The organism is Planctomycetaceae bacterium (assembly GCA_041398785.1).
Taxonomy (GTDB): Bacteria; Planctomycetota; Planctomycetia; order Planctomycetales; family Planctomycetaceae; genus JAWKUA01.
Window position 1 is genome coordinate 16,744 of sequence record JAWKUA010000028.1, and the last position, 19,808, is coordinate 36,551.

11 protein-coding genes are annotated in these 19,808 nt (G+C 60.9%); 6 read left to right on the top strand and 5 right to left on the bottom strand.

Going from position 1 to position 19,808, the window contains the following annotated elements:
* Nucleotides 1-28 precede the first annotated feature (28 nt).
* The gene (locus R3C19_23715) at nt 29-844 is read right to left on the bottom strand and encodes a sugar phosphate isomerase/epimerase family protein (protein ID MEZ6063365.1); all 816 of its coding nucleotides are present in this window, start codon (nt 842-844) and stop codon (nt 29-31) included.
* Between the two features lie 135 nt (nt 845-979).
* Between R3C19_23715 and R3C19_23720 the strand changes: the two genes are divergently transcribed.
* The gene (locus R3C19_23720) at nt 980-2,158 is read left to right on the top strand and encodes a VCBS repeat-containing protein (GenBank protein MEZ6063366.1); all 1,179 of its coding nucleotides are present in this window, start codon (nt 980-982) and stop codon (nt 2,156-2,158) included.
* 145 nt (nt 2,159-2,303) lie between these two features.
* Here R3C19_23720 and R3C19_23725 read toward each other — a convergent pair whose 3' ends face one another.
* The 3 genes from R3C19_23725 to R3C19_23735 all read right to left on the bottom strand — a co-directional run bounded on the left by R3C19_23725 (nt 2,304) and on the right by R3C19_23735 (nt 9,922).
* Nucleotides 2,304-4,082: an alpha/beta fold hydrolase gene (locus R3C19_23725; protein ID MEZ6063367.1), complete on the bottom strand. Its 1,779-nt coding sequence runs from the start codon at nt 4,080-4,082 to the stop codon at nt 2,304-2,306.
* 100 nt (nt 4,083-4,182) lie between these two features.
* Nucleotides 4,183-8,103, bottom strand: coding sequence for a DUF6797 domain-containing protein (locus tag R3C19_23730; protein ID MEZ6063368.1), 3,921 nt, complete (start codon nt 8,101-8,103; stop codon nt 4,183-4,185).
* Between the two features lie 190 nt (nt 8,104-8,293).
* Nucleotides 8,294-9,922 (bottom strand): ankyrin repeat domain-containing protein, encoded by a 1,629-nt coding sequence (locus R3C19_23735; protein MEZ6063369.1) that lies wholly within the window; start codon nt 9,920-9,922, stop codon nt 8,294-8,296.
* Between the two features lie 114 nt (nt 9,923-10,036).
* Between R3C19_23735 and R3C19_23740 the strand changes: the two genes are divergently transcribed.
* From R3C19_23740 to R3C19_23750, 3 genes are all read left to right on the top strand, one after another.
* Nucleotides 10,037-11,218, top strand: a complete 1,182-nt coding sequence (locus R3C19_23740; GenBank protein ID MEZ6063370.1) for a DUF1343 domain-containing protein — start codon at nt 10,037-10,039, stop codon at nt 11,216-11,218.
* 354 nt (nt 11,219-11,572) lie between these two features.
* A complete protein-coding gene (locus R3C19_23745) occupies nt 11,573-12,601 on the top strand; it encodes a MoxR family ATPase (protein MEZ6063371.1) in 1,029 nt (342 codons plus the stop codon).
* Nucleotides 12,602-12,625: 24 nt separating this feature from the next.
* Nucleotides 12,626-14,044, top strand: a complete 1,419-nt coding sequence (locus R3C19_23750) for a hypothetical protein (GenBank protein ID MEZ6063372.1) — start codon at nt 12,626-12,628, stop codon at nt 14,042-14,044.
* Nucleotides 14,045-14,242: 198 nt separating this feature from the next.
* Here the strand turns inward: R3C19_23750 and recJ are convergent, their stop codons facing one another.
* Nucleotides 14,243-16,000 carry a single-stranded-DNA-specific exonuclease RecJ gene (gene recJ, locus R3C19_23755; protein MEZ6063373.1) on the bottom strand — a complete coding sequence of 586 codons (1,758 nt, stop codon included), beginning with the start codon at nt 15,998-16,000 and terminating at the stop codon, nt 14,243-14,245.
* A gap of 483 nt (nt 16,001-16,483) precedes the next feature.
* Between recJ and dxr the strand changes: the two genes are divergently transcribed.
* Together dxr and rseP are read left to right on the top strand one after the other, a co-directional pair.
* Complete coding sequence (gene dxr / locus R3C19_23760; protein MEZ6063374.1) at nt 16,484-17,653, top strand: 1-deoxy-D-xylulose-5-phosphate reductoisomerase; 1,170 nt, start codon at nt 16,484-16,486, stop codon at nt 17,651-17,653.
* The gene (gene rseP / locus R3C19_23765; GenBank protein ID MEZ6063375.1) at nt 17,641-19,749 is read left to right on the top strand and encodes an RIP metalloprotease RseP; all 2,109 of its coding nucleotides are present in this window, start codon (nt 17,641-17,643) and stop codon (nt 19,747-19,749) included. Before dxr ends, rseP begins: the two co-directional genes overlap by 13 nt.
* Nucleotides 19,750-19,808: the final 59 nt, after the last annotated feature.

Here is a 19,808-nt window from a genome sequence, read left to right on the forward strand (position 1 = left end):
GAGCAAGCTCGCTGGACTGTGGATCGCTTCAACCGGCTTCCGCAGCTTCTTTCATTTTGCTCAGGCCGATTCGCGCCACGAATGACGGGTCAAGCTGCCACAGGTCGTCCCGGAAGAGTTCCAGCGACAGAAAACCGGCGTAACCGATTTCGCGCAGCAGGTCACAATAGCGCTTCAGGTCAATCGATCCGTCGCCGGGGAAGACGCGGTCAGGGTCGCGCTGCAGGTGAGCGGGCTTTGCCGCCGGCGCATCGTTGAAGTGGGAAACTGCGATCTGGTCGGGTTTCAGCCGGCCGATGGATTCCGGCCCGCCTTCGCCGACAAAGCAGTGAAACGGGTCCAGCACGAGGCAGGCATCGGGGTGACCGGATCCTTCCAGGATTTCGATCGCATCATCGATCGTCTTGATGTCGTCGACGAATCCCAGGTACTCGAACGCCGGGCGGACGCCGAACTGTCGTCCCAGTTCCAGCAACTCGTGGTAGTGTCGTTTGCCGAGTTCGCGATCCGCCTGACCGGCGGGCGGCCCTGCCACGGCGTGCGGAGCTCCCACAGCCGCCGTCTGTTCCAGGCGGCGTTTCGCCTCATCCATTGCCGCGGTGTGTTCAGGACCTTCAGGCTGGAACCAGCCCTTCAGATAGATCGTGGTCGGAACCTGCAGCCCGTGATCGTCAAGGCACTGCCGAATCTCCGCTAGTGAGCCGCCGGCCTGCAGGTGAGCATCGATGTCGTCGTGCCACAATTCGATCGCTTCATATCCGGCTTCGGCGGCGACGGCAATCTGCTTCAGAATCGGTGTGGTCTTGATCGTGCTGGCATTCAGGCTGTACCGAAACCCGGACATGGCATTCCTCTCGATTGCTTGCGGTGCGAAAGTTGTTCGCGGAGCATAAACGGAATCGGGCACGGAATCCCGTCGCCCTGACCCTCGTGACCTGGTTTGAACAAATCCCAATTCTCGAACATTGAGACCGAAACCATGAGCGCGTTTCTGAATCGCAGTGCGGTGTTGTGTGTCGTCTGTTCAGCACTGTGCCTTGACACGGTCGCTCGCGCCGAGGAACCGAGTGTCTGGAAGAAGCACACGCTTTTCGAAGGTGAAGCGTGCTTGACCGCCGTGGCAGCAGACTTCAACAACGACGGGACACCGGACGTCATTGCGGACACGGGAAGCGGCACGCTGCGGATGTTTGCCGGCCCTGACTGGAAGCAAACCGTGCTCGACGACGACCACGCGGGAAGCTACATCCACAGCGAAGCCTGGGACATCGACGGTGACGGCGACGCGGACTATGTAGGTGCTCGCTACGAACCGGGCCTGATCATGTGGTATGAACAGCCGGACGATCCTGCAACCGGCAAGTGGATGCGACGACTGGTCGACGATCAGGTCAATGGAATTCACGGTCTGATCCGGGGCGACGTCGATCGCGACGGGCGAATCGATCTGCTGGCCACCAGTGCTCAGCCGATGCCGCCGTTTCCGAATTCACTGGCGTGGATTTCTCCGCCGCGAAATGTCCGGTCCGGCGATCCGTGGCAGCGGCATATCTTTGCCGAACAGGATGCTCCGGGACTGACTCACTATCTTGGTTTCGGCGACATCAACGGCGACGGTCGGCCGGATGCCGCAACGGGAGCCAAGGGAGGGCCGACGGATACCTCGGGCAAAGGTGAGTGGTTCGCGTGGTGGGAAGCAGGAAAGGACCCCGCCGCGCCATGGACGAAACACGCGCTTCCCGGACCGCATCCGGGAGCGACCAACATCCATCCCGCGGATGTCAACGGCGACGGCAAGATGGATCTGGTCGCTTCTCGCGGGCACGGTGTCGGAGTCATCTGGTTTGAAGGTCCGGACTGGACGGTGCATTCCATCGACGATGAGATTCAGGAACCACATTGTCTGGTTGTCCGCGATCTGGACGGCGACGGCGACAGCGACGCCGCGACGTGCGCCTATGGCAGCGAGTTGTGTGCGTGGTATGAAAACGACGGGAAGGGCGGCTTTCTGCGTCACATCGTTGGCGAAAACCAGCAGGCGTACGACATCCGAGCGGTGGACCTGGATAACGACGGTGACCCCGATCTTCTGGTTGCCGGTCGAGCGAGCAATAACGTCGTCTGGTACGAGAACCCGGCAGTGTCAAAAGCGGATTGAAACTGTGGTCATCAATCGGCAGCACAACGGCAACCGAGGAAGATCGCAGCGTGCGTCGACGATTTGCATCCGGTCTCTTCGGGGCCGGTGTTTGCTTACCTGCCGGACACCGTCGCATTCCGCATCGGAACCGCGTGCGGTCGAGCTATTCGCTGCCGGCCTTCGTCACGCGGCGAATCCAGGTTGTCATTGCGTCCAGAGCAGACGCGGAGATTGTCTCTTCGATCTCGGCATATTCCCCGGGAGCTCCTGTGACGGCCGTTTGAAACATGTGATTCAGCCCGGGCAGTTCCACAACTTCCACATCCGTGTTTCCGGCGTCCGTCAGCACCTGCCTGATTGCCGGCAGATTGAGTTTGGGATCGACCTGCGTGTCCTTCTCGCCGTTCAGCGCCAGTACCGGGCACTTCACCTGTTTCAGGACAGGCGCCGGTTCGTGTTTCAGGAAGAACCGGAACCACGGTGTTCGCAGTCTTGCAATGCCAACCCGGACCGTTGCCGTCAGTTCCTCCCGGCCGGCATCTTCGTCCGGAAGTGCAGTGCGAAGTTCTTCAGTGACTCTGGCGACCAGTGCGTCGTCGGTCTCCTGATCGTTGTCGGACAACACCGCCCGGACCATTGCCGTCTGGACGGCTTTCTGCGCTCGCAGCGTTTTTTCGTCGGTGATGCCTGCCGCTTTCAGAATCAACTGGCCCTGCGACAGCAGAATCTGTTCTCCGTTGACCCCTGTTCCCGCCAGCAGCACGATGAACGCCACGTCGGGGCGCTGCGCGGCAACCATCGGAGCCACAATGCCTCCTTCGCTGTGCCCGATCAGTCCGATTTCCGACTTGTCGATTCGCGCCTGCTGTTGCAGAAAGTCGACGGCGGCGATCGCGTCCCGAGCGAAGTCTTCACTGGTGGCCGAAGCGAAGTTTCCGGTCGATCGGCCAACACCGCGATCATCGCATCGCAGAACCGCGATGCCGTGGCGAGCAAGATGATCGGCAATCACCAGGAACGGCTTGTGGCCGGCGATCGATTCGTCGCGATCCTGCGGACCGGAGCCGGAAATCATCACCACCGCCGGCACCTGGCCAGCTTGCTTCGGGATCGTCAGAGTTCCCGCAATCCGGACGGAGTCTGCCGTGTTCTCAATCACGACGTCTTCCACATCGTACGGAAACGGTGCCGCCGGAGTCTGTGGACGGCGCGGTGCCGGGGCGTCTGTCGGGATCGGCAACTCGGTGCGTGACAGCGTGAGGTCCAGAGGAATTCCGGCCTGAGTGAATGTCCCGTCGACCTGCTTTCCGTCATCCGACAGCGTGCCAGTAAAGGATGCCTTCAGCATTGGAACCGAGATTGTCCAGGTGTTGCCGCTGACCGTTCGCGACGCTTTGAAGCCGCCGGCCTTTTGAGTCACGCTGTCCAGAAACACGGATTCGGACTCCGCGTCGGTGCCGTAAACTCGAAAGCGAAGCGTCAGCCTCTGCAGCAGCGTGTTCAGATCCCCTGCCCAGACTTCGTCAGGAGCATCGACGGGCGGCGCGTCCAGCTTTCGAAGCTGCAGGTCAAATTCCGCGCCGCGCTGCTTCCATTTTCCGTTGACGACGTTGCCGTCATCCGTTCGCTGACCGGCGTATGTCGCTCGGGTCAGGTTCAGGTCGAACTCCAGCGAAGTGCCCGTCAGGTCGAAGCGATCCAGCACAAATGCCTGCCGGCCTTCATCAAGACTGACAAGCCGGTGCGACACGCTGCCGTCGTCGGCTTTGACCGGTTCGATCAAGAAACGAAACACTCGCGGACCAACGTCCATCGTTCCGTACCAGACGGGTGATGGTTTTTCGGCAGCATCGCTTTTCGTCTCATCAGCACAAATGAGACACGGTCCCAGCAGCCTTGATGACAGCAGCAGGGTTGTGCAGATCAGAACAGTGTGCCGCATGGGTTGGTCTCCCGGATTTAAGGAAGCATTCGAAGCGTGATCCACCGGCGCAGGGACTCGGTCGCGACGGCACAATCGACATCCGTCGTCCGACAGGATTTTACTCGGCCAGCCGGTGGATTGTGTTGTGGATCACCCGTTCGAACATCCTGCCATCCGGTGTCTTCAGTCGACAACGAATTTCCATGCACCAGGTGGAAGCCAGTTCGGGGATCGTCAGCGTGATTTCGCGCCCGTCGCTGGAAAGATTCGCCGCGGCGACTTCCAAAGCGTGTTCGTCGTAGTGGTCCGATCCATAGTTAGCCGTTCGCTTTAGTGACCAGACTTTGACTGAATACGCGGACGCATCGCACGCGGAACTGCGGTCCACGGGTTCTGTCAGACCGATCGTGATCTTCCCGCGGCTCGCCTTCAGTTGTACCGGCAGATACGACGGCTTTCCGGTGTATCGCAGCCGGTAGAAGCCGCCTTCCTGAGCCTGTTGATTGGACGCCCAGGCAAACAGGCCGCAAACGTACAACTGTCCGTCGTTCGGGTGAAAGCGTCCTCGCATGATGCCGGTGGGAAACTGCGGTATCGGCAATTCGCACATGCCGCCCTGCATTTGTCCGCCGATGTTTTCGTGCGGAACCACATAGACCCTGCCGTAGCCGTACGACAGATTCAGCAGGCTTCCGTTCAGCGGCCCCCATTGGTCGCTGTCGACCCACAGCAGTTCGGCCGGCGAACGATCGAATGCATTCGTGATCCAGCACAGCGGCTGTTCCATCGCGTCGTCGGAATCATCGGTGACGTCGTGATAGCCGAACATGTTTCCGTAAAAGCCGCCTTCGTGAACCCAGTTGATGCGGTTCTTGGGATTCCAGTGGCCTTCCTGGTCAGTGACGATGAACGTACCGTCCGGGTTCAGGCAGACTCCGTTCGCGGCGCGGAAACCGTTGGCGATGATTTCCGTCCGGGAACCATCCGACGGAATTCTCAGCAGCGTTCCGTGATGCGGCACCAGCGCCGTTAACGCGTGGCGAGCGGATTTGGCATAGTAGAAGTTGCCGATCGTGTCCTGCTGCAGCCCCATCGCAAACTCATGGAAGTGTTCCGTGACCTGGTGATCGTTATTGAAGCATTCGTAGAAGTCGGTTTCGCCGTCCTGATTCCGATCGCGAAGAATGACCAGTTGATCGCGGCACGTCACATAGACTTCTCCGGCGATGACCTTGATACCCAGCGGCTGGAACAGTCCGGATGCAATGCGCTGCCACGTCAGAGCCCTCGACGAGGCGTCGCCGGGTCTGAGTGATTTCAGACCGCTGACCAGCCACACGTCGCCGTCCCAACTGCAGACCGCGGCGCGATCACCGTCGGTGAAGAAATCGTGACCACCGAACCGCAGCCGGGCAAACCACGGGTTATTGACCGGAGCCGTTAGTGCGTCGACGGCGAACGGTCCTGAATCGTCGCCGAGAATCGCAGTTGTCGTCAGAACCTCCGGCCAGCGTTTCCGCGCCGGATGTCGGACCAGCGCCGACAGGTCGCGGTGCTGGATGCGATCCTTCACTTTCGTCGCGAGTCCGGACAGTTCGTCGTCCGTCATTTGTTCATCGACGCGAACGGCCCAGACCACCATGTTGTCGGCCGCATTCGACGTTGAAAACTGCCCGCAAAGCCGGCCGCCAACCTTAACCAGACTGCACCTGTCCGCGGCACCGACAATTCCGGCCAGCACAGTCGCCTGCGGTGTTCGCTGCCTTCCCACCACCAGACTGGCATCATGGCCGTGGCCGGAGTCGTCGGCGACAATGTCCCGGCCTTCATGAGTCAGCATCCAGTGGCCGTCGGCTTTCGCCATGACACCGCGATCATTGCGCCAGACACGGATTTCGTCATCGGACAACGCCCGCTGCCAGAACGCGACCTGCTGAATCTCTCCGCGAAACGGCGACGGGTTCGGGAAGTCGTCCGACGTGAACCCGATTTTCGCGACGGATTGCTGCAGTTCGCTCTTCGGCCTCAGCACGCCGCCGTTCGAACTGCGTCCGTCGATCGCAAATTCCGCTTCGCCGCTGGAGTGCCGCCACGTCAGCACGACGTCGTGCCAGTTGCCGTCGTCGACCTGGTCGTCCGACCCGACGACTCCCACCCAGCCGATGTCGTAGCACAGAAAACCGTCTCGCACGAAAAACGATTTCCCGTCGGGCGTCCACGGACCATCCGGCTTTGCCTGGCAGAAGATCGTGCCGCCTTCGCGAGTTCTGATGCGAGCCGCCACGGTAAAGTCACGGCTGGAAAAATCGAACCTGCCGCCCGTCGGAATGACCAGATGCTGCTGGCCTTCGAACTGCGACACAGAAACCTGCCGTTCCGTTCTTGCGGCCGGCCTGATCACAGCCACGTCGTTGCTGAGCCGCGTGAATTCCGCGTCATCACCGCCGGACGTTGCGATTGAAGTCGTCAGCGTTGCATCCGCGGCACCGAGCGTCATCGTGCGCGTGAAGACCGGCAGCGATTCCTCATCGAACAACACGTCCAGCGTTCCGGCAAGTTCCAGAACGTCCGTATCACCGACGGAATACTCCACGACGTTGTCGTCGCCGACGGCATGCAGCCCGCGATACTTCGCCCACTCTCGCGGCAACGGGCCGTAACGCCGATTGTCCCGCCCGACGACGCGAGCGTTGTCTTCGAAATCTGTCGTCCCCGGTCTCGTCCAGCCTGGCCCGGTGGGATTCTCGAACTGCAGGTCGCCAACGATTCGCGGGTGAGCTGAGTGGCGTCCGTCGAAGTGAATGCCCTCCCAGTTGACGAAACCGGCCGCCGTGGAATTCGGGTCGCGAACCCACGCGGCAGCGAATCGCAGTGTGTCGTGATCAAAGATCGCCCAGCGGTTTCCCTTTGCGATGCCGCCGGGTCCGGGATCCAGTCGAGTGGCGATTCCCTTGTAGGCGAAGTTGTGCCCGTCGCTGCCGATTTCGAACGTGTTGATCATCGACGGGCCGTAGTTCATGTCGGCCCACGGAGCGTACTCGCGAGCTTCCGGACCGAATGTGTCTCCCGGCGGCAGTTCGTTCAGATAGTGTGCCGTGATTTCGAAATACTGCGACGGATTCGTGCTCCGCAGATAGCTTTCGCGGATGTAATGGATCACGTCGTACTTCTGCGTCGGCACCATCCACATCTGCGGCACCATGAATCCGAACCCGTGAGTCAGCGTGCGATACATCGAAAACGGATCACCGCCGTTTTTGAATTTCCCGTCCGCGAACCGCAGCGCCGTGGGAAGTGAACCGGGACGCTGGTGATCGCCGTGGCAGTTGATGCACAGCCGGTTGTAGATCGCGGCACCGCGTTCGAATGCTTCGGCGTCGAGTTCCCGGATCAGCCCGGCGTGATCGACGTGCGATTCATATTCGGGCAGTGTCAGAGCAATCAGTCCCGGAGGCGGCTGCAGACGCACAGCCGCGGACAGCCCGCCGTCACGAACTTCCAGCAGATAGCAGACCAGATCCAGAAACTGCTGCTTCGACCCAAGCTGATTGGCGATCCCGGCCGGCATGATCGAAAGCCTTCCCGGAATGACTTCGTCAATCGTGTCGGCGGAAAACGTGACCGGCTCACCGTTCCGATCGGGATCACGCAGAATGACGCTGTCACCATCGCGGCTGACCAGCAGTCCCGTGTGAGTCCTGCCGTCGGACGTCACCACCGCAACCGTTTCGAAGCCTTTGCGAACGTCGGCGGACGGCTTCAGGATCGACGTCACAACGTATTCGTCGGTCGCCGTTTTTTGTTCGCTGAGTTTCGTGAGATCCGGCCCGAGCGAGTTGCTGCTGCCGTCGACCGCATGACACTTCACGCAGCCGATATGAACCTGATGGAACAGAATCGCTCCGCGCTTCGCATCGCCGGACTCGCGAGCTGCAGCCGCGATCGCGCTCGGCTGTTCGTCCAGCAGACTCTGTTCCAGCGTCTGTGCAAAACCGTTGACGGACAGGATTACGACGAAAAAGAAAACAGGTACACGCATGTCGGAAGACTTCCAGCGGCATTCGAACTCGGAATCGGAACGCTCCAACTCTATCCATTTCGCCAGGCATCATCCAGAAGTCGCCAGAAGAGCGCGCGAATGATCGTGGCTGCCTGATTCACCGGCCGTTGCCGTTCCGGAACCCACCGTCGCGCGAGGACTCAGCCCGCGAAAGTCGCGGGACGCGGCGTTAGCGCGCACCGTGTTGACGCAGCAGAGCGGCGACCAGAGTGTGGCCGCGTCGGGTGGCCCATGCCAGGGCTGTGGCCCAGGGCGGGTCGTCGGCCAGGTTCACCGGCGCGCCACGCTGCAGCAGGAAACGCGTCATTTCCAACTGGCCGAATTTCGCCGCCCAGCCGAGCGGCGTTGAACACAGGTGATCGTCGCGCGCCTGCAGATCGGCTCCGTGGTCCAGAAACTGGGCGGCTCTGTCGACGTCGCCCTTTCCGGCAAGTTCGTGCAGCGGCGTGATTTCCAGCCAGTCGCGGCTGTTGGGATTCATGCCGTGGCGGAACAGCAGTTCGTTCAGTTCGCGAGTCTTCGCGCACACAAGCCAGCTCGGGAACGTGACTCGCCGCGGCAGATCCGGGTGATAGCGCAGCATCAGTCGAACGAACAGCTCGTGCCCCTGGCCGGCCGCGTTGGCCAGAGCATCCGGATCGTCGGCCAGTTGCGGGTTGGCGTCGAACACAGCCGCCGCCGTTCGCAGGTCGTTGTCATAGGCCAGCAAATCCACGGACCGCGCTGCTCCGTGAGAACACAGCAATTCCAGCATCCGCTCGTCGCCGCTGGAGATCACTCGGCTGAGTGCATCGGCGGAACTTTCGACGGCGGCGTTCGGGTTTGCTCCGCGCTCCAGCAGAAGTTTGACGATTTCAAAGTGACCATTGGCAGCGGCCGAATACAGCGCATGTCCGTTCGGTGCGATACCTTCTTCCGGCAGATTCGGATCAGCCCCGCGATCCAGCAGCAGCCTGACGATGTCGAAATGCCCAGCCGCCGCCGCGTTGCGAATCGGCGTGCCGGAACACGGATAGTACGAAACGTAGTCCCCGGCACGATTGGCCAGCGACGGGTCGCGGTTGAGAATCGCCGTCACGCGAGCGTGATCGCCGATGTGCGCGGCGGTGCAGAGATCGCAGTCGGCACCTTTTGACAACAGATGGTCCAGCACTTCGCGGGCCGTTGTCGGATGATCCTGCGGAACTTCGCGCCAGCCGCGAAACTGATAGTCGCCGTTCGTGAGTTGAATCGGCCTGGCTCCGTCGATCCGCCGGGCGTTGATGTCGGCTCCCCGCGACAACAGGTCGTCAATGACATCAATCCGGCGAGTCATCACCGCCCAGTGCAAAGGCTGGTTTCCGTTGGCATCTGCGGCGTGCAGAAGTTCGGGCCTTGAAGTCAGCAGCGACTTCACTGTCGCGGGATCGCCGTTCCGAATTACGTCGGCGATGGATTCGCCGCCCGCTGAGACGCCGTGGAGTTCACTGAGCTTCTTCTGCAGCAGTCGCTGCATCGCATCGTAGCCGCGATCCCGCGCAATGTCGGTCAGGCTGTCGCTGAACACCGGGTTCACAGGGTTCGGATCGTGTTCCAGCAGAAACTCGGCAATGTCAAGCCGGTTCTCACGCACCGCGAAGTAGATCGGCTTGCGATACTGAAACTGGCAGCGGGCAAGAGACGGATCCTTCCGGAACAGTCGCTGTACCGTCGGCAGATCTCCGGCGACGCACGCACAGAACAGCGCCCAGACGTCGGTACCGGTGCCCGTCGACCACTCCAGCGGCGAATCGCATTTCAATCCGTCCGGTTGATACACTGAGCCGCCTTTCAGAATCCGCCGGCAGTCCGGCAATCATCGTAGTGACTTGTCCGCACACGTCCGTGCAGTATGGCTTCGGTCGACGCCGGGCAGCAACGGAACCGACCAGCCGTGACGCACATTGTTCGAACCGGGCTTGAAGCGTGTGTCGCATCACCACCCGCCGCCATGACCGGAGCGAGGCTGGGACTGCTGATGAATCAGGCGTCGGTCGACCGCGACTTTCGCTACGCCTGTGATGTGCAGCGAGCGATTCCCCGGCAGCTTCGGGCTCTGTTTTCGCCGCAGCACGGATTGTGGGGGGAACAACAGGCGAACATGATTGAATCGCCGGATACCGAATACAAACCGCTGGGGCTGCCGGTGCATAGCCTGTATTCGGAAACTCGCCGTCCCGCCGCCGAAATTCTGGACGGCATCGACTGCCTGCTGATCGATCTGCAGGACGTGGGCGCGCGAGTCTACACGTTTGTCTGGACGATGCTGGAATGTCTGCACGCCTGCGCGGACAACGATGTGGCGGTCGTCGTGCTGGATCGTCCGAATCCGCTCGGCGGCGAAATCGCGGAAGGTCCGATGCTGCAGAACGAATTCCGCAGCTTTGTCGGAAACAGTGAGATTCCGCTGCGGCACGGTCTGACCATCGGTGAGCTTGCTCGACTGTTCAACGCCGAACATCAGATCAACGCCGATCTGACCGTGGTTCCGATGACCGGCTGGCGACGAGCGATGCTGTTCCCGGACACCGGGCTTCCCTGGGTTCCGCCGTCACCGAACATGCCGCACTGGAAAACCACCGTGCTGTACCCTGGTCAGGTGCTGCTGGAAGGCACGAATCTGTCGGAAGGCCGCGGCACGACTCTGCCGTTTGAAGTCGTCGGAGCACCCTGGCTGGAACCGGAAACGTTTCAGCGGCTGATCGGCGAATGGCAGCATCCGGGAATTCGACTGCAGCCGATCCGGTTTCAGCCGACATTCGACAAATGGTCGCACACAACGTGCGCGGGCGTGCTGATTCACGTGGTCGATCCGCCGGCTGTTCGATCAGTCCGACTGACGGTATCGATGATCGCCGCCGCCAGGCTGCAGGCTCCCGAAGAATTCCGCTGGCTGGCTCCCGGCTACGAATACGAATTCGAAAAGCCGCCGATCGATATTCTGTTCGGCAATGACCGCCTGCGGAGTCGGCTGGCGATTGACGAACCGCTGACGACGGAAGAACTGGACGAACTGCTGTCGCTCGACGCCACGCGGTGGCGCGAACTCATTGCCCCGTACCTGCTGTACCAATGAGTCGCCGCGCCGACGGGCGCAGTTCGATCACCCCGCGCGACTCGCTTGCTGCGTGCGGTTTGCGCGGCCGGCCCTCTCCCCGATTTTTCTGCTGGACGCAGAAAAATCTCCCTCTCCCGTTGCGCAGGCGAGGGAACAATGCTGGCGCCCGCAGCCAAACTGACCGGCATCGAGGTTAAACGAGCTGTGTCTTCCCGCACAGGAATGCTTCATGGCGTTGCCTCATGGGCCACGTAAATACGCGCACTCGCTGCGAAGGGACTGCCGCAATGCGAGTCGCTGTCGGGACCCCGCGGGAATTTTCTTCGCGGCAGCCAGTCGCTATCCTTCCGCGTCACTGACCGCGAACAAGGAATGCAAGTTTTGGCTGAGAAACGCGACTTCGATGAGTTCCTGGAAAAGTTCCGCCGCCACCATGATGTGATGGTTGAGGAACTGCACAAGGTCATCATCGGGCAGGACGACGTCATCGATCAGATCCTGGCGGCGATTTTTACCGGCGGCCACTGCCTGCTGATCGGAGTTCCGGGGCTGGCGAAAACACTCATCGTCAGCACGATCGCCAAGCTGCTGGATGTCGAATTCCGCCGCATTCAGTTTACTCCTGACCTGATGCCGTCAGACATCACCGGCACGAATGTGATGGAAGAAAACGAACAGGGCCGCCGGGAATTCCGGTTCGTCGAAGGGCCGGTGTTCACAAACGTGCTGCTGGCCGACGAAATCAACCGCACGCCGCCGAAAACTCAGGCGGCGCTGCTGCAGTCGATGCAGGAACACGAAGTCACCGTCGGTCAGAAAACCTACAACCTGCCGGAACCGTTTTTTGTCATCGCGACACAGAACCCGATTGAACAGGAAGGAACGTATCCGCTGCCGGAAGCTCAGCTCGACCGATTCATGTTCAACGTCGTGGTCGATTATCCGACACTGGACGAAGAGGAACGCATTCTGGAAGCGACGACGTCCGGCGAGAAAGTCGATGTGCGCAAGGTGCTGTCGGCTCGCTCGATCCTGTATCTGCAAAAACAGATTTCACAGATCGTGGCGTCCCCGCTGATCATCAGCTACGTGGCGCGGCTGGTGCGAGCAACGCGGCCCGCTGATGCGGCGGCACCGGACTTCGTGAAAAAGCTCGTCGACTGGGGCGCCGGGCCGCGAGCGGGCCAGTACCTGATTGCCGGGGCCAAGGCGGCCGCGGCGATGGATGGTCGTCCGAACATCTCAATTGCCGATGTCCGCAAAGTGGCTGTGCCCGTGCTGCGGCACCGCGTGTCCACCAATTTTCAGGCGCAGGCCGAAGGCATGGCTCCGGAGAACATCATCACAAAGCTGATTGAAACCGTCCCGGAACCGAACATCCCCAAGTACGAGGAGCACTGACGCTCCGCCGCGGAAATGCACACGATGGGACTTCGAAACCTGCTGACAAAAGACATCAGTTTCTCGTCCGCGGTCCTGCACTGGAATGAACCGCCGCTGTTTCGAATACGGCTGCGAAACGATCTGGTGATTCGCCTGGCCATCATCGCGGGCCTCTGGCTGGCGTCGACAGGTGTGTTCCTGCTGCTGTTTGCAATCAACGTCAACCCGCCCGGACCGGGGACAGCATTCGGCCTGGGCCTGATCGGGCTCGGCGTCGGATACCTGGTCCTGTTCGCGCGCAGAAAACACGTTTCCGGAAACTGCCGGATTTACAGCGACCGGCTGCACTGGGGAAGCATGTCGGCCGGACTGCTGACTTTTCAGTTCAATGTTGCTGACTTCGAATTCGCTGATATTGACCGGTGCGTGATCATTCCCGGAAAGCACATCGGCCATTCATTTTCTGTGATGCTGCTACTGTCTGATGGCGGCCACTGCATGGTGGGCGTTCCGAGCCGGGTCAGCCTGAAACAACTGGCGGGAATCCTGTCAAAACACGGAGTGGAAGTTCAGACCGCCCAGCGAATTCCCGAAGCGTATCGCGCGCCTATTCCGCTGCCATTCGGAATCGCAACACCGATCGTTGGACTACTGGTACTGACGTTGGGATTCATCGCCGATCCCCGACTGCGGGACAACAATCCCCGCCGCGACTTCGTTCGTCCTGAAATGCCTGTCGTCGACATGCTGCCGGACCTCGCGCCGTCGTTTGAAGGGCTCGGCGTCCCGAAAGACGACACGCCGCCGTCCGACTCGCCGCCGTCCAGCGCCGCACCCGGTTCCGGAGCTCCGCTCGGCGTGCCGATTCCGGATGGCTCCGCTTTCGGACCGGAGTTCGGCCCCGGTTTCGGACCTGGCCTGATACCGCCCGGCGCGGGACTGCCGGGAATGGATCCGGCACAACTTCCGGGCAATCCGGGATTCGGAAATCCGTTGGCAAACAATCCCGGATCCGGAACGGCGTCTGAACTTCTTGGCGGCAGCGGCGGAAGTCCTTTTCGAACGGAAAGCCCGACCGGCGAGTTCCTGGTGGGAGTCAGTTTTCGAATGGGCCAGTGGGCCGGACGGGAGCGAGTCGGCGGACTGGTGCCGCTGTTCGGAGCGTCCGCGGAATCCGCCGTCGGCGACGTGATTGTCGGCCGTCCGGGGTACGCTGTTGGTGCGATCAATGTCGATGCGGATGATCTGGTCAACGCCGTGCAACTGGTCTTCATGCGCATCGGGAAAGATGGTTCACTCGACGCCGAAGATTCATACACGTCGGATTGGATCGGCGTGCCCGATGATGACAACGTTCGAACGATTTCCGACAACGGAACTCCGGTCATCGGACTGCACGGTCGCGGCGCCGCGGTGCTGGACGCGATCGGGCTGGTGTTCCGCCGCTCACCGCAGGAATGAAAAACACGCGAACAAAGCGCGTCCGCCGCGAATCCTCACGGTACAGCGTGTCATGTTTCGTCAGCCGAGTATCGATCGATCACACACGCAGCAACCGGAACAATGCGGCATCCGGGAGGGCGAGGCTCCCGCCGAGCCACGCGTGCCAAAACGTGTCCGATACGACAGCGGCTCGGCAGGAGCCTCGCGCGCCGAGCGCTACGAATTCGGTTCGATGACCGACGGATCCTTCCAGTCGATCAGGTGCAGTTCGACGCGATCGTAGCCCTTGAAGGAATTGATCACCGGAGCGAAGCTGATCGACAGCGGACCATTCACGGCGGCGATTTCTTCGGCCCATTCGCCGCGGCCAAACGCGACCGCTCGCAGGACTGTGCTGTGATGGTTGACTCGCAGCGACAAGTGCCGAGCCCCTTCACCCATGGTTTTCGGCGGCTCGGCCAGTCGGACTCCCGTGGCAACGAATCTTGGCTGAGGATTCGCTTCACCAAACGGTCCCAGTCGGTCGAGTTCCAGAACGGCCTGCCGAGTGACTTCTGATAGATGCACTTCCGCGTCGATGCGCAGGGACAGATCGTCGTCAGTGGGAGAAAAGTGGCCCTCCGCCCAGTTGGCCAGCGACGTGCGCAGTTCGTCGACGGCGGACGCGTGGAGTCGAACTCCGGCCGCGGCTTTGTGACCGCCGAATCCGGTCAGGCAATCGGAACACGCTTCTAGTCCCGAATACAGGTCGAATCCGCCCCAGCTTCTGCCGCTGCCGGAACCGGTTCCGTCGTCCTTCAGCGAAATCAGCACGGTCGGTTTTTCGAACGCTTCCGCAACGCGGCTGGCGACGATTCCGATGACTCCCGGATGCCAGTCACGGTGAGCCAGGACCAGCGTCGGATGGTCGGCCCACTCCGGATGAGCGGCGACAAGTTCCTTTGCTTCCTTCAGAATTCGGCGCTCGACGGTTTTGCGGTTCTTGTTCAGTTCATCGACGTACACCGCCAGAGCGACCGCTCGATCGGGATCGCTGGTCGTCAGCAGTTCGACTGCCAGCCGAGCCTGCCCGAGCCTGCCGGCGGCGTTGATTCGGGGAGCGAGCCCGAAGGCGATGTCTTCGGCTTTCAGAAGCTGTCCGGAATCCAGCTTTGCAATCTTCATCAAAGCGGCCAGGCCGATGGACGGGTTCTCGCGCAGGCTGTGCAATCCATAGCGAACGATGATGCGGTTCTCGTCGATCAAAGGAACCACGTCGGCGACAGTTCCCACGGCAGCCAGACCGACGGCCGACTTCAGGAACTCCCGCATTTTCGGGCTGGCCTTTTTTCCGTCGCCCAGAAGCTGGCAGACGGCCCAGGCAAGTTTGAAGGCGACTCCCGCCCCGCACAGCTCGCCGAACGGATAATCGGTCCCCGGCAGTCGCGGATGAACCAGTGCAGCGGCGTCCGGCAACTGGTCACCGATGTGGTGGTGATCGGTGATGATCAGTTCCAGACCAAGCTGCTTCGCCAACTGCGCTTCTTCCACGCTGGCAATACCGCAGTCGACGGATACCAGCAGACGCGAGGCGTCCTCTTCATGAAGCTGTCGAATTGCGGCGGAGTTCAGCCCGTAGCCTTCTTCCATGCGGCACGGGATATAATAGTCGACGTTGGCTCCGGTCAGTTTCAGGCAATGCCACAGGATGCTGGTGGCGGTGACGCCGTCGACATCGTAATCGCCGTAGATGGTGACTCTTCGGCCGGACTTTACAGCGGCAACAATCCGGTCGGCGGCCTCACTGACTCCCGGTAGCAGGGACGGTTCCCGCAGGTCGACCAGGCGCGCGTCCAGAAATCCCTTCGCCAGTTCGGCCGTCGAAAAACCCCGCGCGATCAGAACCTGCGCCACCAGCGGAGACACTCGCAACTGCTCCGAAAGCCGGCGAATCGCGGTCGCGTCGTGAGTGTGAAATGACCAGGTCCGTGGCACAAACTGAATCCTGAACACAGCCGGAAGGGTTGCGTCAGATTACACCGGACCGCTTCCGGTCTGTCAAACCGCGCGGTGTCGGCTGCCTTCGCGTCGTTTGTCTCGCGCCGATGCTGCAGCGTTCGTCTCGTTACGAGGCTCCAGCCTCGGAACGCCCTGCCAGGAAGGCTCCGCCTTCAAGAACGTTGCTCCGTTAAGTTCCGGTGACATGCAGGCAGAGCCTGCAAGGCACGGTGTTCCACGGCAGGAGCCCTGGAACGAGGTGTCGCTGACCATTTCCGCGGTCGGGATCGTTTCCTTCCGGAAAAAGCGGGAATCCACCAACGTTTCAGATGCTGGCACCGGCGTGCGACGCCTGCCAGGCCGTCTTGCCGCAAATCTCCGGCCTTCCTAGAATCCTCCGCTTGCGCCTGTAAATCGTTCATACTGCTTGCTTTACGTTCGAACTTTGTGACACCGCTTCAGCCCATTCCGCAACAATCGTTGCCTCGACATTCTTCGCAGCGGCAGTCGATTGTCGTGCTGGGGTCGACGGGATCGATCGGAACAAGCTGCCTTGACGTCATTCGAAGTCACCCGGACCGCATGCGTCTGGCGGGAGCCACCGCGTTTGGCAGTGTCGAGCGGTTGCTGGAACAGTCGTGTGAGTTTCATCCGGACTGGATTCTGCTGGGAAACGAAGCGACGCGATCCGAAGTAGACCGCTACCGCATTCCGGATGCGACGGAGTTGCACTTCGGAATGGAATTGGCTGATCACCTTGTTCGATCGGACGACGTCGACGTGGTGGTTTCCGCGATCGTGGGTGCAGCGGGACTGCCGGCGACCTGGGCGGCGGTCGATGCCGGAAAACGCGTGGCCGTGGCCAACAAGGAGGCTCTGGTTGTTGCCGGACCAATCATCACGGAACGTGCCCAGCAGACCGGAGCTGTGATTCTTCCGGTCGACAGCGAACACAGTGCCGTATTTCAGGCGCTGCAGTCGGGAAGAAAGCAGGACGTCCGGCGAATCATCCTGACGGCCAGCGGCGGACCGTTTCGCGGCTGGAGTCGTCGCCGGATGGAATCGGTGACTCCCGAAATGGCGCTGAAGCATCCCACCTGGGACATGGGACCGAAGATCACGATCGATTCGGCGACGATGATGAACAAGGCCCTGGAAATCATCGAAGCGCGATGGCTGTTCGGGCTGCAATCTGAGCAGATTTCGGTCGTCGTGCATCCTCAGTCGATCGTACACTCGCTGGTGGAATATCGAGACGGCTCGGTCATTTCCCAGATGTCTCCTCCCGACATGCGGCTGCCGATTCAGTATGCTTTGACGTTTCCGGATCGGCTGGACTGTCCGAGCCTTCAGACGGACTGGACGAGTCCGATGACGCTGGACTTCGTTCCGCCCGATTTCGACGCGTTTCCGGCTCTGGGGCTGGGGTTCGAAGTTGCGGCCTGCGGCGGAACCGGAGGAGCCGTACTGAACGCCGCAAATGAAGTTGCCGTGCGCCGTTTTCTGGACGGCGATCTGCGGTTCACACAGATTACGAAATTGTGCAGCGACATCCTTAACCACCACACATACGACGCTCACCCGACACTGCCGGGGCTCCGGCAGATGGACGCGTGGGCTCGAAAGGAATCAGCTCGGTGGAATTCTTAGTTCTCCTTCTTGATACGTCCCCAGTCCTGGCCGCGTCGAATCTGCCGGGAATGATCGGCAACGCGCTGCTGGTCATTCTGGGACTCGGAATGGTCATTTTCTTCCACGAACTGGGCCACTTTGCCGTTGCCAAGTGGTGCGGTGTTCACGTCGAACGGTTCAGCATCGGCATCGGCCCGATTCTGTGGAGCCGCCAGAAAGGCGAAACGGAGTACGCCTTCAGCGCTCTGCCCTTCGGCGGCTACGTCAAGATGCTGGGTCAGGACGACATGGATCCGAATCAGATGACCAGCGACGAAATCGCGGAAAACCCGCGGTCGTATTCCGCGAAGAAGGTCTGGCAGCGGATGCTGATCATTTCGGCCGGAGTCACCATGAATGTCATCACCGGCTTTTTGTTCTTCGCGATTGCGTACCGTATGGGAGTCCTGGAAATGTCTCCCGTCGTGGGCTATCTGCATCCCGGCGATCCGGCCTGGACCGCCGGCATTCTTCCCGGAGACCGCATCGATTCCATCAATGGCGAGACCGTCAGGAACTTCACCGACATCACTCAGTCCATCGTACTATCCCGAGGCGAAATCGAAATTCAGGGACAACGCGCCGACGGAACGGATTTCAGTGTCACCGTGACGCCTCGCCAGGGAGACAGGGCACAGAAGGTGGGAATTGCCCCGGCCGCCACGACTCGCATCTGGGATGAAATGCCCGCAGACGTTCCGACAACGAACCCGGGCATGCCGGCCGCGGTCGCTTCGGCCGACTTCCGCCGCGGCGATCGCATTACCGCGATCAATGGTCGGCCGGTCACGTATCGCCACGATTTGGAACGGATCGAAGCGTCACTGGCGGATCAGGAACTGGTCTATACGGTCGAACGCCCGATAAAGCCCGCAGATGGCACGACGGAAGCGGAACCGGCCGTCGAAACACTGGAAGTCACCGTCCCGCCGCGACCCATGCGGTCGATCGGCCTGTGGATGGCCATCGGCCCGGTGCGGGCCATCATCAAAGGTTCCAATGCCGAACAGGCCGGACTGCAGGTCGGTGACCAGATTACCCGGGTCGACGATCTGGCCGTCGGTCGTGACATCGACCCGCTGCGGCTGCCGAATTACTTCGCCGGCAAAGCGGGACAGACGGTTGCTGTCACCGTGACGCGTCAGCCCGGCGGCCCTGTCGGAGAAACAGAGAAGGTGCTGCAGATCCCCGCCACGGATGCTCCCGGCTGGGTTGACATGATGATCAACAAATCCACGCCTCTGGCCATTCCCGCCATCGGCGCGGCGATTCAGATTCAGCGGCGAATCGCCAAAGTCGTCGAAGGCAGCGAAGCCGCGCTCAGCGGAAAGTTCAAGGTCGATCAGCAGATCACAAAGGTCGCTCTGGAACGCCCCGATCCGAAGTCAGTCGATTACGACGCGTTGGGAAACAAGCCGTCGCCCTTTGTCATCGACTTTGAAACTGCCGATCAGGATGGCGAAGTCCAGGATCACATGAACTGGGCCTATGCCTTTGCCGCGATTCAGGATGTTCCGCTGCGAGACGTGCGGCTGTACTTCCCCGCCGATTCGGCTGACGGCGACGGCGGCGGATCGGTGCTGCTGACGAAAAACGAACCGGCGACGGACTGGTACCTGCCGTCACGGGGAATTGTCGGATTCGAACCACTCAGCTTGACTCGGAAGGCCGAATCCTGGGGCGAAGCGTTCGGGCTGGGAGTCGGCTATACGAAGAGTTCTGCAATCAACATCTATCTGACGCTGCGAACTTTGTTTGGCGGTCGGCTGTCACCGAAAGAACTCAGCGGCCCGGTGGGAATCGTCAGCATCGGCTACCAGGTGGCGGACCAGGGACTTTCAAAACTGCTGATGTTTCTGGGCTTTCTCAGCATCAATCTTGCGGTGCTGAACTTCCTGCCGATTCCGATTCTGGATGGCGGCCACATGGTGTTCCTGATCTGGGAAGGCGTCACTCGCCGCAAACCGAGTGCCCGCGTGATCAACTGGGCTCACGGCATGGGCCTGGTGTTTATCGTGACGCTGTTCGTCTTCGTCCTGTGGGTCGACTTCAGCAAACTGCTGGGATTCGGGTAGAGGGCCGGGACGCAAACACGCACCCATCCGACCCTCGTGTGCAAGCATGTCGACGCGAA

What these genes read in the sequence shown, in the direction of transcription:
- R3C19_23715 (MEZ6063365.1), bottom strand. Translation starts at nt 844, where the DNA reads ATGTCCGGGTTTCGGTACAGCCTGAATGCCAGCACGATCAAGACCACA.
- R3C19_23720 (MEZ6063366.1), top strand. Translation starts at nt 980, where the DNA reads ATGAGCGCGTTTCTGAATCGCAGTGCGGTGTTGTGTGTCGTCTGTTCA.
- R3C19_23725 (MEZ6063367.1), bottom strand. Translation starts at nt 4,082, where the DNA reads ATGCGGCACACTGTTCTGATCTGCACAACCCTGCTGCTGTCATCAAGG.
- R3C19_23730 (MEZ6063368.1), bottom strand. Translation starts at nt 8,103, where the DNA reads ATGCGTGTACCTGTTTTCTTTTTCGTCGTAATCCTGTCCGTCAACGGT.
- R3C19_23745 (MEZ6063371.1), top strand. Translation starts at nt 11,573, where the DNA reads ATGCAAGTTTTGGCTGAGAAACGCGACTTCGATGAGTTCCTGGAAAAG.
- R3C19_23750 (MEZ6063372.1), top strand. Translation starts at nt 12,626, where the DNA reads ATGGGACTTCGAAACCTGCTGACAAAAGACATCAGTTTCTCGTCCGCG.